Raw genomic sequence first — 15,848 nt, forward strand, 5'->3', positions numbered from 1 at the left:
CTAGGCTCCGAGGAAGGTGAGGACGGCGAGGACTCTGCGGTTGTCCGAGGTGTCGGCGGTGAGCCCGAACTTCGTGAAGATCGAGCTGATGTGCTTCTCGACGGCGCCGGCGCTGAGGAAGAGGGTGCCGGCGATCGCGGCGTTCGACTTGCCTTCGGCCATGAGCTGGAGGACCTCGAGCTCGCGGGGGCTCAGGGTGGACAGACCGTCGGTCTTGCGGGTGCGCACGAGGATCTGGGAGACGACCTCGGGGTCGAGGACGGTGCCGCCCTTGGCCACCTCGTCGACGGCGGAGAGGAAGTCCTCGACATCGGCGACCCGGTCCTTGAGGAGGTAGCCGAATCCGCCGGTGTTCTCGGCGATGAGTTCGGAGGCGTACTGCTCCTCGACGTACTGGCTGAAGACGAGGACCTTGACGTCGGGGTTCTGCTTGCGGATGAGGACTGCTGCCCGGATGCCCTCGTCGGTGAACGTCGGGGGCATGCGGACGTCGATGACGGCGAGGTCCGGGGGCATCGTGTTCACGGTCGCCAGAAGCTCGTTGGCATCGGGCACCGCCGCGATGACCTCGTGTCCGGCGTCGACGAGGAGTCGTTCGAGTCCGGCTCGGAGGATGGCTGAGTCTTCGGCGATCACGATGCGCATGGCACCTCCACAACGATGGTAGTCGGCCCACCTGCAGGGCTGGTCAGGTTCAGTGTCCCACGGGCGGCTTCGACCCGGTCGACGAGGCCGGCGATGCCGGTGTGCCGACCCGAACGGTCGATCCGGGCGCCGCCGTGCCCGTTGTCGGTGACGACGATCTGGACTCCCGCCTCGGTGGGGGCGATGAGCACCTTGGCCGCGGTCGCCCCGGAGTGCTTGGCGATGTTCGTCAGGCATTCGGCGACGACGAAGTAGGCGACGGCTTCGGCCTCGCGTTCGATGCGGCCGTCGAGGCGCACGTCGACCTCGACAGGGATGGGCGAGCGTCCGGCGAGCGCGGACACGGCCGCGTCGAGGCCGCGGTCGGTGAGGACAGCCGGGTGGATGCCGCGGGCGAGCTGGCGCAGTTCGGTGACGATGCCCTTCGCCTCGGCGTGGGCTTCGGCGACGAGCTCCTTGGCCCGTTCCGGGTCGGTATCGATCTTCGACTTCGCCAGACCCAGCGTCATCGTCAGGGCGACGAGGCGGGGCTGGGCGCCGTCGTGGAGGTCGCGTTCGATGCGCAGGCGTTCGGCGGCGGCGGCGTCGATCCCGGCCATGCGGGCGCGGTCGAGTTCGGTGACCTCGGCCTGCAGGGCCGCCGTGCGCGGGGGCGGGAGGAGGCTGCGGTCGAGCGCCCGATCGAGGTACGGGGCGAACCAGAGGATCGCCGCGGAGCTCGCGAGGATGATGAGTGAGCCGATGGCCACGCCGATGCGTCCCAGGCCGCTGTCGCCGGCGCCGATGAACAGGCCGGGGATGCCGTCGGGGTTGATCGCGGAGAAGATCCCGAGGATGCCTCCGCACATGCCGACGACAGTGCCGCCGACGATGACGAAGCCGAGGGTGATCTTGATGAAGTGGTGGGCGGTCGATCGCCAGAACGGGGCGGAGGACACGAGCAGCCACTGATTGTGGAGGAACCGGGTGAACCCTGATTCGCGGGTGCTTCGCGGGATCGTCGGGACGGGGATCCGGTCCCCGTAGACGAGTTCGGCTCGGTAGCGTTCGGCGACGTTGGCGACCTGCTGGACGATGACCCAGGCGATGAGGGCGAGCACGCCGAGGCCGAGGGCGAAGATGCCGCTGATGCCGGTGACGAGGAGGCCGAGCGGGATCCAGGCCCAGACGATCGCGAGGACCGCGGAGAGGAAGAGGTTGGCGACCCCGACGGCGCCGATGGGGCGCTTCGGCCAGTCGATGGGGCCCTCGGGCGGGATCTCGGTGACGTCGTCGGTGGTCAGCGGCATCGGACCGGTGACCGGAACCATCGTCAGGGGTTCGGGGCGAGGCTTCCTTCGCCGAGGCGGTCGGGCCGGCTGTTGGCGAACCGGCATCGGGGCGTGGGTTGCGGGGGCGTGTGCGCTCGGGGTTTGCGCGACGGGGGCGTGCGTTGCCGGGGCGTGTGCGCCTGGTGCTTGCGCGACGGGTCCCGGGGCGGCCGAGGTCTGTCCGCCGCGTCCCTGCACGGTCGCTCCCTGGTAGGTGCCCGGGGCGGCCGGGTGTGCGCCCGACATCGGCTGCCCCGCGTCAGGTCCGGGACCCTGCGGGCCGGCGATCGGGTGCGAGTGGTGCGGGTAGCGACTGCCCTGCTGAGGCTGGTCAAGGCCCAGCTGAGGGTGGCGATCAGTCTGGTGGACCGGGAGCTCGGCCGGCGGCGGAGCGCTGCGGTAGGTCTGAGCGTGTGTGCTGTAGACCTGGGTCTGTGGGTACTGCGCAGTCGGACGCGGGTCGCCGTGGTCTGCGGCAGCCCCGGGCTGTGCGAAGGCATCGTGGACAGTGTTCTCACGCGTCTCGCCGGTCTGAGCGGGCGCGCCGAAGACCTGGGTCTGCGGGTATTCGCGGGTGTGTCCGATCGGATCGTGGGGTGCCGGTGTCTGTCGGTTCTGGTCGGCGGTCGGCGATCCGGCGGCTGTGTCCGACCAGGCGTGCTGGGCGGGCGGGACGGCGAAGGGGACATCGAGGTCGAGGGGGGCGATGCGGAACTGCCCGGCTTCGGTGGCCAGCGGTGCGTCTGCCGACTGGTGCTGTGCGGCAGGGGGGCCGCTGGTGTCGCCGTGGTGCTGAGCCTCTGCAGGTATGGAGCCGTTCGGCTCCTCCTGCGGCTGCTCGGGGGTCTTCTCACTCATACCGACAACGCTACGCGGGCCGGTGACTCGGCAACAGCACGTTGACCACCGAGCACCCTTAGGGTTTTCCCCACGTCTCAGGGTTTTCCCAGGTCACGCCCCACCCCACACCCGCAGGTCCACCTCGCACCCGCAGCGGTACGTCCTACCCGTAGCCTCACATCACACGTCTCGCTCAGCACGCGGCACCCGGCCCACCCTCGTCCTCATCATGCCCCGCCGCGCAGCGCCTGCCCGGTCGCTGTGTCGCCGATGCCCGCGACGGGACCTGCGTAGAGCACCTGTCCCCCGTGCCGCCCCGGGCCGGGTCCTAAGTCGATGAGCCAGTCAGCGGTCCGGATGACGTCGAGGTTGTGCTCGATGACGACGACGGTGTGCCCGTGGTCGATGAGATCGTCGAGCACAGCGGTCAGCCGCGCGATGTCGCTGAGATGCAGACCCGTCGTCGGTTCGTCGAGGAGGTAGATGCTCGGCGCGGTCGCATCCCTCAGCTCCTTCGCGATCTTCACCCTCTGCGCTTCCCCGCCCGAGAGCGTGTTGAGCGGCTGCCCCAGCGCGAGATACCCCAGGCCCACCCGTTCGAGGTGGACGAGCCGGGCACGGATGACCGGTTCGTCGAGTCGGTCGATCGCCTCGGCGACACTGAGATGTTCGACATCGGCGATGCTCAGGCCGTCGACGGTGTGGGCGAGCGCCTCCGCGGTGAACTTCGTCCCATGACACGTCGGGCACACGGTCTCCTGCCCGTCCATGAAGGCGAGGTCCATGTAGATGATCCCCAGCCCCGAGCACGTCGGGCAGCCGCCCTCCGAGTTCGCGCTGAACAACCCGACCGGCGCACCCGTGAGCCGGGCGAAGTGCTTCCGCAGCGTCTGCGCGATCCCCGTGTACGTGATCGGAGTCGATCGCCGGTTCGGCGACACCGGCTTCTGATCGATCGTCACCGCACCGTGCTGGGCAGCGAGCTCCGCCGCCAGACTCGACTTCCCCGACCCCGCAACCCCGGTGAACACGGTCATCACCCCGCACGGGATGTCGACGGTGATGTCGCCGAGGTTGTTCCGCGAGGCGTCCTCCACCCGCACCCAGCCGGCCGGTGACCTCGGTTTCCGAGGTCTCGGGTCCGCCTCGGCGAGGGCGCGGCCGGTGGGACCGTCGGAGTCGACAAGCCCCGCGAACGTCCCCTGGAACACCAGACGGCCACCGGCCGACCCCGGTCCTGGGCCGATCTCGACGATCTCGTCCGCATGCACCATGACCGCCGGATCGTGCTCGACGACGAGGACGGTGTTGCCGCGGTCGCGGAGGCGGACGAGCAGCTCGACCATGGCATCGATGTCGTGCGGGTGGAGGCCGACGGTCGGTTCGTCGAAGACGTAGAGCATCTCGGTCAGGCTCGAGCCCAGATGCCTGACGGTCTTGATCCGCTGGGACTCACCGCCGGAGAGCGAGCTGGTGGCCCGCGCGAGGTGGAGGTAGCCGAGTCCGATCGTCGTCATCGCCTCGAGCCGCTCGAGGAGGACGGTGATGACGCTGCCCACCTCGGGGCGGTCGATGCCGGCGACGATGTCCCTCAGTTCGGGGATCTCGAGTCGGGACAGCGCTCCGATCGTGTGTCCGTCCACGGTCGCGGTGCGTGCGGCCTCGTTGAGGCGCTCACCTCGGCAGTCGGGACAGAGCGCGGAGTGGGTGAAGTCGGCGATGGTCTTCCGCTTGCGTTCGGAGAGCGTGTCGGAGGTGCGCAGGTAGATCCGCTCGAAGCGCTCGACGACGCCTTCGTAGTCGTCGGGCACCTCGACCCCGAGCGCGGTCATCGCCTCACCGCCGTAGAGCAGCGCATCGAGGTGGGCCTGCGGCCAGTCTCGCAGCGGCCGGTCCACGTCGAATGCGCCGATCTCCGCGTACTTCCGGTGCCAGTGCTGCCCGTTCCCGAACCCGGGGAGGACGATGGCACCTTCGCCGAGGCTGCGATCCGGGTCGAGGAATGTCGCGACGTTCGGTGCCACGACCTCCCCGATGCCCGAACAGGTCGCGCACATCCCGGACGGGTCGTTGAAGGAGAACGCCGAGGATTCGCCGACGTGCGGTTCGCTCAGACGGGAGAAGAGAAGACGCAGATACGTCCACGTGTCCGTGATCGTGCCGACGGTCGAGCGGGCATTGCCGCCGAGGCGGCGCTGATCGATGACGATGACCGGGGACAGGCCGTCGATGCTGCCGACGCTCGGCCGGGTCCATTTGGGCAGGCGATTGCGGGTGAAGGGCGGGAATGTCTCGTTGAGTTCGGCTCCCGCCTCGGCGGCGATGGTGTCGAAGACGAGGGAGGATTTCCCTGATCCCGAGACTCCGGCGAAGACGACGAGGCGGCCACGGCCGATGTCGAGGTCGAGGTGATCGAGGTTGTTCGTCGTGGCCTGCCGGATGCGAATCGACTGTGCGCTCATAACACCGACGCTACGAGCCGATCAGGCCGGTTTCTGACCGGAATTCGTGCGATCATCGATCCATGGCCGACGTCACCCGCCGGATGCTCGATCTGCTCACTCTCCTGCAGACGAAGCGGAGGTTCACGGGCGCAGAGCTCGTCACCCGTCTCGGTGTGAGTGAGCGCACGGTGCGCCGCGACATCGACCGACTCCGCGCGTACGGCTACCCGGTCGACGCCATCCCCGGACCTGGCGGACACTACGGGCTGACGGCGGGGAGAGCGGTTCCGCCGCTCATGTTCGAACCGGACGAGGCCGTCGCGATCATGCTCGCCCTTGCGGCGACGGCGAGCACCGACCCGGGTGATCCGGGCAGCATCGGCGAGGCGACGACACGGGCGTACGGCAAACTCGATCAGGTGCTGCCCGCCCGCTTGGCCGCGAGCGCGGCAACGCTGCGGTCGGGTCTGGAGGCCGAAGCCCTCCGTGCCCCGTCGGTCGACATCGCCTCAGTGATGCGGATCGCGACGGCCATCCATGATCGTCAGCAGCTCGAGTTCACCTATCGCCGAGGCGATCGTTCGACCCGTCGACGCATCGAACCGCACCGTCAGGTCTATCATCTCCTCCGCTGGTATCTCGTCGCGTGGGATCTCGAGCGAGATGACTGGAGGGTCTTCCGTGCCGACCGCATGAGCGACGTCCACGTGCGCACCACCGGATTCGCGGCGCGCGACCTGCCCGAGACCACCGCACTCGACCTCGTCAAGGCCGGGATCAATCGGCGGTCACGGAAGGCCGTCGTGAGTGTCGAGGCATCGGCCGATGAGGTCGCCGCGTCACTGCCGTTCGAGGCGATGGAATTCGAGGTGCTCGCACCGCGTCGCACCCGGGTCACGCTTCACTGTGAGGACTGGCATTGGCTGCTGCTCAACGTCAGTCACTTCGACTGTGCGTTCACCGTCGAAGAACCGCACGAGTGGGCCGAGCAGATCCATCGCTTCGCCGCCAAGGTGGTCGGACGCGTCTGACGGCGAGAGCTCGTATGCCACCCCACACTGACCAATCCGAATCACCCCTGGAGCATCACGTCCTCCCTGGAGCGCCGCGTCGAACCCGCAACGTCACACACAACCCTGAGCAACGCACCTTATCCATCGAGCGCCATGTCCTACGAGTGCAGACGTAGGACATGGCGCTCGTGGTGTGGGGTGTGCGGGGCCGGCAGCAGTGCGGCGGCGACTCACCGGAGCGCGGCTAAACGATCTGGAGGGCGGGGACCGGAGCCGCCTGCGCCGCCTGCGACCGACCGGCGGCTTCCTCGCCAGACGCCGCGAACGCGTTCGTCTTCGCCAGCGCTGCGTCGAGGTCGGCGAGGATGTCGGCGATGTCCTCGATGCCCACGGACAGGCGGATGAAGCGACCGGAGACGCTCAGTTCGCAGTCGGCGACGGCGAGATGCGTCATCGTCGCCGGATGATCGATGAGGGATTCCACGCCGCCAAGCGACTCGGCCAACGTGATGAGCTCGGTGCTCTGCACGAGCTTGAGCGCCCGCTCCTCGGTGTCGGTGGAGAACGAGACCACTCCCCCGAACCCGCTCATCTGGGCCTTCGCGATCTCATGGCCCGGGTGCGAGGGCAGCCCGGGATAGTGCACCTCGGCGATCTCCGGACGTGCCTCGAGCCACTCTGCGACGGCCTGCGCATTCGCGCAGTGCGCGGCCATCCGCACGGGCAGCGTTTTGATGCCCCGTCTTGTCAGCCACGCGTCGAACGGCGAGATCCCCAGCCCCACGGATGCGAAGTGGCTGGTCAGACGGTCGATCACCTCGGCGGCACGGGAACACGTCCGCCCCGCACCGGCGAGCACGGCACCACCGATGACATCGGAATGGCCGTTGATGAACTTCGTCGTCGAATGGATGACGAGGTCGGCGCCGAGCTCGATCGGACGCTGCAGATACGGAGTCGCGAACGTCGAATCGACGGCGAGGAGAGCATTGTGGGCGTGCGCGATGCGGGCGGTCTCGACGATGTCGATGACGTCGAGGCCGGGGTTGCTCGGGGTTTCCGCCCAGACGATCGCCGTGCGGTCGGTGATCGCCGCAGCCAGCGCCTCGGTGTCGGTGAGGTCGACGGTGCGGATGACGACACCCCAGCGCTCGTACTCGTTCTTCAGCAGGCGGTACGTGCCGCCGTAGACGTCGCGGGGGATGATGATCTCATCGCCGGGACCGAGCAGGGCGGAGAAGACTGCCACCTCGGCCGAGGTCCCCGAGTTCACGGCCGCCGCGTACTCGGCGCCTTCGAGCGCGCAGAGGACCTCTTCGAGATCGGTCCGGTTGGGGGTGCCCGTGCGGGCGTAGTCGAAGCCGGCCCGGGTCTGACCCGGGACGTCCATCTCGAAGGTCGAGGTCTGGAAGATCGGGGCGACGACGGAACCGGTGTGCGATTCCGGGGCGGCGCCGGCGTGGACCGAACGGGTCGAGACCCCGCTGCGGTCTGTCGAGCTGTGATCGGGTGAGCTCACGGCAGATCCTTCCTCTCTGGAGACCTCCGACTCGGCTGTCGAAGTCCCACCAGTCTGAGGTCGGTTCGCGGCACGCTCCCCACCATGCGACCCGTGGAGTCACCGTCTGTCATCTGCGCGACTTCCCGCGTCATGTTTCGTCATGCACGGGGTGAGTGCGGTTCCCCGCCGAGGCGGTCGTCCGACCTCAATGCCGTCGCGTGGGCAGGATTCCGGTGCCTTCGCCGAGGCGGTCGTCCGGCACATTTCCGTCCCACCTCTTCCGCTCCCCCGTCGACTGTGCAATAGTTAGCTTCATGGCTAAGTATTCGGATGAGCTGAGCGAGATCTTCACCGCGCTCGCCGATCCGACGCGCCGTGCCGTCGTCGACCGCCTCGGCCGGGGACCGGCGACCATCAGCGAACTCGCCGCACCGCTGAGCATCTCCCTGCCGTCGTTCCTCAAACACGTGCGCACCCTCGAGGACTGCGGCCTCATCCGCACCCGCAAGACCGGACGCGTGCGCACGTGCGTCCTCGACGAACGCCGACTCGGACTCATCGACCAGTGGCTCGACGTCCAGCGTCGCAGCTGGGAAGCAGCGACCGACCGCCTCGACGCATTCGTCACCGCCGAACCGCAGGCAACCCGGACTTCGCCCGCCTCGCCGGCGACCCCGGCCGCGCCCGCCTCACCAGCGATCCCCCCGATGCCCTCACCGCTCCTCACCGATACCCCCGACCACTGACCCCCACCACCGACAAGGAGACCCCATGACACTGAGCCCCGACTTCGACCTCGGCCCCGATCGCAACCTCGACACGGGCATCGACCCCGACCGCGACCTCCTCATCGAACGCGTCATCCGTGCCCCGAAGGAGGCCATCTGGTCGGCATGGACCGAACCGGCCCAACTCGTGCAGTGGTGGATCCCCGCCCCGCTCGTCCTCCGCGTCGACGCCCTCGACCTGCGTCCCGGCGGCGCCTTCGTCACCCGCATGAGCGAGGACGGACAGACGTTCACCCCGCACGTCGACGCCGTCTTTCTGCGCATCGAGGAGAACGAGCGCCTCGTCTTCACGAACGCCGTCGACAGTTCGTGGCATCCGGCCCTGCCTGCGCCCGTGGCCATGACCACGGAGATCATCCTCGGCGACGGTGAGTCCGGCACCGATTACCGCGCCGTCGTCCGTCACGCCAGTCCCGAACAGCGGGCCATGCATGAGGAGCTCGGATTCTTCGAGGGCTGGGGCACCGTCACCGAGGCGCTCGCCCGTCTCGTCGAACGCTGAGTCAGGCGCGCGGCACGTCGAATCCAGAGTCAGGCGCTGTGCCCTCTCAGTCCTGCGCCGAGGACGAGTGAGGTCGACAGGGCCGCGCCGGAGACGACCGTCCAGAACAGCGGAGCGATGCCGACGAGCAGCGCGACTGCGATTCCGAACACGGCGAGCCCGACCGCGGTGAGCGCACGTGTCCGTTCGTCGAACCGTCGTCCCCGACGGTGATCGGAGGGGGCAACATCCGCGGAGTCGCGAACGGCCCGTTTCGCACAATCGTCAGTGACCGTGTCGACAGTTTCGGCCGCGCAGGCACTTCCCGCACTTCCGGCACTTCCGGCGCGTGCAGCGATACCTCGGACCACCTCGGCGAACAGATGCCCCCACCGCACAAGCCGATCCTGCCGCGGAACATCGACCTTCGCCATCCCGATCGCGAACAGCACCGACAGGCCGACGACCGCGAGCACCCACACCGGCCGGGTCGCCCACCACCACGGCGAATCGACCTCGGGGAGGACGAGCGACCCCAACCACGGACCGACCGTGTCCCCCATCCCGGCAAGCAGCCCTGCCCCCGCGCCGAGCACGCCGATGAGCACGATCGCCGCGCTCAGGTGCCAGAGGTAGACATGCATGCCGTACCGATTGCCCCACTCGATCACCCGGATCCACAGCGTCCGTCCGGCAATGGCCTCGCCGAGGCGGTCGTGGACGAGGCGGAGCACGCACATCTGCGCCACACCGAGGAGGACGAGCGCGCCGGTGGGCGGGTTGAGGTTGACGAGCATGTCGGGACTGTAGATCCCTGCGGCCACCGACCAGCCGAGTATGGCGAGCGCCCCGACGAGGACCGCGACGACGGCACCGGGGCGCACGGGTCGCTGCCGGAGATCGGCGTAGAGGAAGCCGAGCTGCTGGACGAGCGGCCAGACGACGAGGAAGTTGAGGTACCCGATCGCGCTCAGCCCGGTCACGACGGCAAGGAGGTCGACGACGGCGACGGCGGTGGCGAGTACAAGCAGGGTTCGCCTCGGCGAGCGATCATGGAACCGGGCCGCGAGCGGGACGAGCGAGGTGAGTCCGACGTAGACGGCGAGGAACCACAGGGGTTGGCCGATGCGGCGGCTCACTTCGGTGAGCAGTTCGGCGGGCACCCCGAATTCGGAGGCGACGGCGAGCCCGGTGCCGGCGGCAAGGATGAGGACGGCGACGGGGCCGACGAGGCGGCGCAAGCGGACGCGCAGGAAGTCGGCCCAGGTGCCGCCGTCGCTCTGGGTGCGGTGCCACTGCTGCAGGGCCGCGTAGCCGCCGATGAGGAAGAACAGCGGCATGATCTGGAAGCCCCACGAGGCGATCGTGAAACCGATCGTCCCGGTCAGGGCGACGGTCGGAGAGACCTGACCGCCTGGCCCGAGCTGCGCGGTCGCCATCAGCGCGTGGAGGACGACCACGACGATGAGGCAGCCGAACCGCACGAGGTCGAGCGCTCGGTCCCGTCCGGCGTGGGGGTGGGGCCGACGGACGCCGGTCGGATCTGCAGAACGGGCGTCGGCCGAACGGGGCGAAGTGCCCCGCCGAGGTGAGGCTCCCGGATCTGGAGGTGCGGTGAGAGACATGGGGACTCCTGGTTCGATGCGGCGGCGCGCACCCGGCGGACGTGCAGTCTGCGGTGGCGGCTCCCCGCCTGCGGTGCCTGCTCCGTGCCTGCGGTGGCGGCGCGGACGCGGCGTATGAGAGGTGGACGCCCCCGACGGTAGGGAGCCGAAACGCCTCACTGCATCACGCCTGAGTCCCGTTCTCACCGCCTGCACCCGCTACCACGGGGTGATGCCGCTGCCCCTGTCCAGACGCCACAGCCCGCGGGTCCGAGTGCGACCGCCCAGTGAAAGCCGCGGCAGCTCTCCGGACCGGGTGCGAGAATGGCCGCATCACCCGACGTCAGGAGCCGAGACATGACCATCGCCTTCGAGACCACTCCGCTGCCGATCATCGGTGCCCCCATGGCCGGTGGGACGACGACGCCCGAACTCGTCGCGGCCGTCGCCGCCGCCGGCGGCTTCCCGTTCGTCGCCGGCGGCTATCTCTCCGTCGACGCGCTCGCTCCCCTCGTCGAGCGGGCGCGCGCGTCTGCCGAGACCTTCGGCGTCAACCTCTTCGCACCGAATCCGGTGCCGCTCGACCGCGCCGCCTTCGACCGGTACGTCGCCGCGCTGACCCCGCTGGCGGCATCGTTCGGCGTCGAGCTCGCCCCCGAGCCGGTCGACGACGATGACCACTACGAGGAGAAGATCGCGTGGCTGATCGACAATCCCGTGCCGCTTGTGTCGACGACGTTCAACCTCCCCACCGCCGAGGTCGTCGACCGTCTCCACGCCGTCGGCACCGAGGTCGCTGCCACCGTGACGACCGTCGGCGAGGCCACGGAGGCTGCGGCCCGCGGCGTCGACGCCATCATCGTCCAGGGTCCGCGCGCGGGCGGTCACACGGGCACGGTCGACCCGACGCGGACGATCGAGGATCGGTCGACGCTCGATCTTCTCCGGGAGATCCTCGCCGAGGTGGACCTCCCCACCGCTGCCGGCGGCGGAGTCGACGGGGTGGCGGCGGTCGAGGAGCTGCTCGAAGCCGGGGCGAGTGCGGTCGTCGTCGGGACCCTGCTGCTGCTCGCCGACGAAGCGGGCACCTCGGCGCCGCATCGGGCCGCCCTCCAGGATGCCGCGAAATACTCAGAAACCCGGCTGACCAGGTCTTTCACCGGACGTCCCGCGCGGGCGCTCGTCAACGACTTCGTCCGTGAGTTCGATCCGGTCGCCCTCGACGCCTACCCTGCGCTCCACCATCTGACGAAGGGTGTACGCGCCGAGGCGAAGAAGGCCGGCGACCCGGAGAACCTCAACCTCTGGGCCGGCACAGGATACCGGTGGGCAATGCCGGGTTCGGCGGAGACGATCGTCAAGGAGCTCGGCGGCCGCTTCGCCCGATAGGCACCGGTCACTCGCGGCAGTTGCCCACTTCGCCCGGTGAGCGCCGGACTCGCGCGGTCGGCTCCCGAGTTCCGCCTCGGCGAGCGAGGGTGCCGGCGTTCACCCGCAGGATTCTGGACTCTGAGTGCCGATTCGAGCGAGCGAAATCGGCACTGAGCGTCCGGGAAACCAGGGCGCAGGACACGCCCAGGGCCGCCGAACGCGATCGCACTGGCCGGCAACCCCTCACCCTCCGGCGACGACGAGTCCCGATTCGTAGGCGGCGACGACGATCTGCGCCCGGTCGCGCAGCCCGAGCTTCGCGAGGATCCGCGACACGTGAGTCTTCACGGTCTGTTCGGCGAGGAAGAGTTCGGCGGCCACCTCGGCGTTGGTGCTGCCCTTGGCCACGAGCGTCATGACGTCGATCTCCCGGTCGGTGAGCTGCCCGAGCACCGCGGTGTCCTTGACGACGGTCGGCCCGGCGACGTATTCGGCGATGAGGCGGCGGGTCACGGACGGCGCGAGCAGGGAGTCACCGGCGGCGACGACGCGGACGGCGGAGATGAGGTCCTCGGCGGTGGCGTCCTTGAGGAGGAACCCGCTCGCCCCGGCGCGCAGGGCAGAGAAGACGTACTCGTCGGCGTCGAAGGTCGTGAGCATGATGATCTTCGGGTGCTCGCCCGGCATCTGGAAGACCGCGCGGGTCGCGTCGAGGCCGTTGAGCTGCGGCATGCGGATGTCCATGAGGATGACGTCGGGTGCCGTGCGGCGCACGAGGTCGACGACCTGCGCACCGTCCTCGGCGCTGCCGACGACGCTCATGTCAGGCTGTGCGTCGAGGAGCGCGCCGAAGCCCTGACGGACCATGGCCTGGTCGTCGACGATGGCAATCCGAATCGCAGTCTCGGTCATGCCCTCACGCTACCCGACCCGCACGACCGCCGCGCTGTTCTCGCACCCCCACGACCGCTGCCACCCCCGCGACCCTCGCCTAGCCGTCCTCGCGGCCGCCGCCACCGCACGCACGACCCTCGCCGAGCGGTCCCCGCGACCAGCGCCACCTCCCGCACGACCTCCGCGCACACCGAACCCCGCCCCAGCCTCGCCACCTCCCGCGACGACTATCCGCGCAGCCACCCGCCCACCAGCACACCCCGCGCATCCTCACCCCGGAGGACCACCTCGGCGGGGATCGGATTCACTCCTGGGTATGATGCGCGGTCCGCGACCCGCTCCCTAACGTTCGAGGCGTCAGAGCAGCACCGCATCACCCACTCACACAGGAGCCCTCATGACCCCCACCGCCGAAGCCGCGTACGCTGAGACCGTGACCACCACCGCCCCCGTCGCCCCGGTCGGCTCCCCGCGAGCCGCACGGTCGCGCTGGTCCCGGAGGTGGCACAACCTCGGTCGCGACACCCGCCTCGTCGCCCCGGGATTCTTCATCTCCCTCGCAGCCGTCATCATCCTCGTCGTCCTCTTCGCTCTCTCGGTCGCCACCGCGGTCATCTGGGTCGGCGTGCTCCTCCTGCCCGTCACCCTCCTCGTCGCGACCGCATTCGCGAACCTCTCCCGTCGTCGAGCCACCCGCTGGGGCGCCCCGATCGCCGAGGCGACCAACCGTCCCCGCGCCCGCGGCCTCCGCGGATGGCTGGACGTCGTCACCGAGGACCGCCGCTGGACCGACCTGCTCTTCGAATCGGTCTTCGCCCTGCCGGTGCGCATCGTCACCTTCAGCGTCGCGGTGTCGTGGTTCGTCGGCGCGCTCGGCGGACTGTCGTACTTCTACTGGGGCCGTTTCCTGCCCGATGACGGCAGCGGCCTGCTCAACCTCATCGTCGCTGGCTGGAACCGCGCACCCGTCGTCGATCTCGGTTTCTCCGCCGAGGCGACCTTCCAGTTCGCCGCCGGCCTCATCCTCCTCGTGACGTTCCCGTTCGTCCTCCACGCGATGGCCCGCCTCGAGATCGCCGCCGTCACCGCCGGACTCGCTCCTCGCCCCGCCGAGGCGACCGTGACCTCCCAGCAGACGCCGGCTCACGCGACAACCGTCGGTGTGGGTGAGGACTGGGCGCCGACCGGGTCTGTTCCGGTTGCGGGGGCGGCACGATGAGCACGGTCACCGGATCGCCCGAGCCAGCGAACCCGCAGGGGCGCGTGGGCACGCAGGAGCCCACCAACCCACAGGGCCTGACCAGCGCTGATGGCTGGTACTGGCTGACGACGATCTTCGCCGGCGTCGCCCTGCTCGCCACCGGCTGGCCCGTCTACGCCGCGACGTACGGGGTCTGGGTCGTCATCGCGATGCTCATCGCCGCGGCGCAGGCGGCAGCTCCGGTGCTCGCGGTCCGTCTCCCGGTCGTCGCCATCGTCGTCAGCCTTCTCTCCTCGGCGGCGGGGATCCTCGCGACCGCCCACACCACGGGGTTCGTGTGGCCATGGTCGGTGACGGCGACGCTCTCGCTTTCGTTCACGCTCATCGTCATCGGCCTCCGCCACAGCTGGGTCGGCCTCATCGTCCTCTGGTCGGCGAGCACGGCACTCGGCGCCAGCAGTCTCCTCCTCGTCGTGCCGGACGGGGTGACCGGTGCACTGTCGAACGTCATCACGACCGCCTCGGTGACGGCCGGGGTCGCCGGCATCGCGGCGCTCATCCGGCTGTGGCTGACCGGTCGCAGGCAGCTCGCCGTCGAACGCCGCCTCGGCGCCGAGGAGCTGGCCAAGCGCACCGAGCTCGAGGACCGCAACCGCATCGCCCAGGAGCTCCACGACGTCGTCGCCCACAGCATGTCCGTCATCAGCGTGCAGGCGACGACGGCCCGCTACAGGCTGGCTGACCTCGATGATCGCAGTCTCGAGGAGTTCGATTCGATCGCCGGTTCGGCGCGGCAGGCGCTGACCGAGATGCGGGGACTGCTGACGATCCTCCGCGGCGGACGAGACGCCGAGACCGCCCCGCAGCCGACGATCGAGGACATCCCCTCACTGGTCTCGGCGACCAGGGGCACGGGGGCGCACGTCGACCTCGAGTTCGGACTCGGGTCCCAGCAGGTCGCGCCGACGACGGGGCTGACGGCGTTCCGCGTCGTCCAGGAGGGCCTGTCGAACGCTCTGCGCCACGCGCCCGGCGCCCCTGTGGCGGTGACGATCCGCCCAGTCGTCGGAGCAGACGGGCGCAACGGCGTCGAGGTGTCCGTCGTCAACGGGGTTGCCGGCGGCAGGGTGATCGGCGGCGAGGATACTGGCAGTTCGGCCGCTGGTGAGGGCGTCGGTGCTCCCGAAGACTCCAACGCCCCTGGTGGCCCCGGCGTCGGCGGCAGGAGGGTCGGTGGCGACGATCGTCTCAGCCACCTCGGCGCGGGGTTCGGTCTGCGCGGGATGCGGGAGCGCGTCGAGGGCCTCGGCGGAACGCTCGCCGTCGGCCCGACGCCAGACGGCGGATTTGCCGTCGCCGCGGTCCTCCCGCTCAGCTGAGTCACCGCGACCTGCGAATTCCGGACGCTCGGTGTCGATTCGAGAGCGCAAAATCAGCACTGAGCGTCCAGGATTCCGCTGCCTGGACCGCGATCGGCACTCAGGGTTCTCAACTCCGCGCCGCGACGCCGCACCACGCAGCTCCCCACCGCGCCGCGACGCGCCACCGATCATTAGATTTCGCGAACAAGTACGTTATCGGCACGCTCATCGATCGACAGGTACGGGCAGGCTCGGAACTCATTAGGATCGATCTCGACGCCGCATCGCTTCGATTCGGCAACCTTCCGGGCGCTCAGCACAGCACTCAGCACCGTGGCGCCAGGTGGCGCAACGACCGGAGGGTGGCTGAGACCGAACCCGCAGCGGACGACAGA

The 15,848-nt window shown here is 69.4% G+C and carries 12 protein-coding genes; 6 read left to right on the plus strand and 6 right to left on the minus strand.

Features of this window, described 5'->3' with window-relative positions:
* From AACX88_RS00860 to AACX88_RS00870, 3 genes are all read right to left on the minus strand, one after another.
* Positions 1-645 carry a response regulator transcription factor gene (locus AACX88_RS00860; protein WP_009378844.1) on the minus strand — a complete coding sequence of 215 codons (645 nt, stop codon included), beginning with the start codon at positions 643-645 and terminating at the stop codon, positions 1-3.
* Positions 633-2,813, minus strand: coding sequence for a sensor histidine kinase (locus AACX88_RS00865; protein WP_339391217.1), 2,181 nt, complete (start codon positions 2,811-2,813; stop codon positions 633-635). The genes AACX88_RS00860 and AACX88_RS00865 overlap by 13 nt, the downstream gene beginning before the upstream one ends.
* 209 nt (positions 2,814-3,022) lie before the next feature.
* Positions 3,023-5,257, minus strand: a complete 2,235-nt coding sequence (locus AACX88_RS00870) for an ATP-binding cassette domain-containing protein (protein WP_339391218.1) — start codon at positions 5,255-5,257, stop codon at positions 3,023-3,025.
* 62 nt (positions 5,258-5,319) lie between these two features.
* On the opposite strand from AACX88_RS00870, the gene AACX88_RS00875 reads away from it, so the two are divergent.
* Positions 5,320-6,270 (plus strand): helix-turn-helix transcriptional regulator, encoded by a 951-nt coding sequence (locus AACX88_RS00875; protein ID WP_339391219.1) that lies wholly within the window; start codon positions 5,320-5,322, stop codon positions 6,268-6,270.
* Positions 6,271-6,496: 226 nt separating this feature from the next.
* Here AACX88_RS00875 and AACX88_RS00880 read toward each other — a convergent pair whose 3' ends face one another.
* The gene (locus AACX88_RS00880) at positions 6,497-7,771 is read right to left on the minus strand and encodes a trans-sulfuration enzyme family protein (protein WP_339391220.1); all 1,275 of its coding nucleotides are present in this window, start codon (positions 7,769-7,771) and stop codon (positions 6,497-6,499) included.
* Positions 7,772-8,067: 296 nt separating this feature from the next.
* On the opposite strand from AACX88_RS00880, the gene AACX88_RS00885 reads away from it, so the two are divergent.
* Both AACX88_RS00885 and AACX88_RS00890 read left to right on the plus strand, forming a co-directional pair.
* Positions 8,068-8,499: an ArsR/SmtB family transcription factor gene (locus tag AACX88_RS00885; protein WP_339391221.1), complete on the plus strand. Its 432-nt coding sequence runs from the start codon at positions 8,068-8,070 to the stop codon at positions 8,497-8,499.
* Between the two features lie 25 nt (positions 8,500-8,524).
* Entirely contained in the window at positions 8,525-9,043 is a 519-nt protein-coding gene (locus AACX88_RS00890; RefSeq protein ID WP_339391222.1) for an SRPBCC domain-containing protein, read from the plus strand.
* 29 nt (positions 9,044-9,072) lie between these two features.
* Here the strand turns inward: AACX88_RS00890 and AACX88_RS00895 are convergent, their stop codons facing one another.
* Positions 9,073-10,647, minus strand: a complete 1,575-nt coding sequence (locus AACX88_RS00895) for an acyltransferase family protein (RefSeq protein WP_339391223.1) — start codon at positions 10,645-10,647, stop codon at positions 9,073-9,075.
* 336 nt (positions 10,648-10,983) lie between these two features.
* Between AACX88_RS00895 and AACX88_RS00900 the strand changes: the two genes are divergently transcribed.
* Complete coding sequence (locus tag AACX88_RS00900) at positions 10,984-12,015, plus strand: nitronate monooxygenase (RefSeq protein WP_339391224.1); 1,032 nt, start codon at positions 10,984-10,986, stop codon at positions 12,013-12,015.
* Positions 12,016-12,240: 225 nt separating this feature from the next.
* Here AACX88_RS00900 and AACX88_RS00905 read toward each other — a convergent pair whose 3' ends face one another.
* Positions 12,241-12,909 carry a response regulator gene (locus AACX88_RS00905; RefSeq protein WP_339391225.1) on the minus strand — a complete coding sequence of 223 codons (669 nt, stop codon included), beginning with the start codon at positions 12,907-12,909 and terminating at the stop codon, positions 12,241-12,243.
* Between the two features lie 379 nt (positions 12,910-13,288).
* Between AACX88_RS00905 and AACX88_RS00910 the strand changes: the two genes are divergently transcribed.
* The gene (locus tag AACX88_RS00910; protein ID WP_339391226.1) at positions 13,289-14,110 is read left to right on the plus strand and encodes a sensor domain-containing protein; all 822 of its coding nucleotides are present in this window, start codon (positions 13,289-13,291) and stop codon (positions 14,108-14,110) included.
* Positions 14,107-15,471, plus strand: coding sequence for a sensor histidine kinase (locus tag AACX88_RS00915; protein ID WP_339391227.1), 1,365 nt, complete (start codon positions 14,107-14,109; stop codon positions 15,469-15,471). The genes AACX88_RS00910 and AACX88_RS00915 overlap by 4 nt, the downstream gene beginning before the upstream one ends.
* The last annotated feature ends 377 nt before the right edge of the window (positions 15,472-15,848 follow it).

Source organism: Brevibacterium metallidurans, assembly GCF_037101285.1.
GTDB classification, from domain to species: Bacteria; Actinomycetota; Actinomycetes; order Actinomycetales; family Brevibacteriaceae; genus Brevibacterium; species Brevibacterium metallidurans.

Coding starts and splice junctions, on each gene's coding strand:
- AACX88_RS00860 (WP_009378844.1), bottom strand. CDS start 645: ATGCGCATCGTGATCGCCGAAGACTCAGCCATCCTCCGAGCCGGACTC.
- AACX88_RS00865 (WP_339391217.1), bottom strand. CDS start 2,813: ATGAGTGAGAAGACCCCCGAGCAGCCGCAGGAGGAGCCGAACGGCTCC.
- AACX88_RS00870 (WP_339391218.1), bottom strand. CDS start 5,257: ATGAGCGCACAGTCGATTCGCATCCGGCAGGCCACGACGAACAACCTC.
- AACX88_RS00875 (WP_339391219.1), top strand. CDS start 5,320: ATGGCCGACGTCACCCGCCGGATGCTCGATCTGCTCACTCTCCTGCAG.
- AACX88_RS00885 (WP_339391221.1), top strand. CDS start 8,068: ATGGCTAAGTATTCGGATGAGCTGAGCGAGATCTTCACCGCGCTCGCC.
- AACX88_RS00890 (WP_339391222.1), top strand. CDS start 8,525: ATGACACTGAGCCCCGACTTCGACCTCGGCCCCGATCGCAACCTCGAC.
- AACX88_RS00895 (WP_339391223.1), bottom strand. CDS start 10,647: ATGTCTCTCACCGCACCTCCAGATCCGGGAGCCTCACCTCGGCGGGGC.
- AACX88_RS00900 (WP_339391224.1), top strand. CDS start 10,984: ATGACCATCGCCTTCGAGACCACTCCGCTGCCGATCATCGGTGCCCCC.
- AACX88_RS00905 (WP_339391225.1), bottom strand. CDS start 12,909: ATGACCGAGACTGCGATTCGGATTGCCATCGTCGACGACCAGGCCATG.
- AACX88_RS00910 (WP_339391226.1), top strand. CDS start 13,289: ATGACCCCCACCGCCGAAGCCGCGTACGCTGAGACCGTGACCACCACC.
- AACX88_RS00915 (WP_339391227.1), top strand. CDS start 14,107: ATGAGCACGGTCACCGGATCGCCCGAGCCAGCGAACCCGCAGGGGCGC.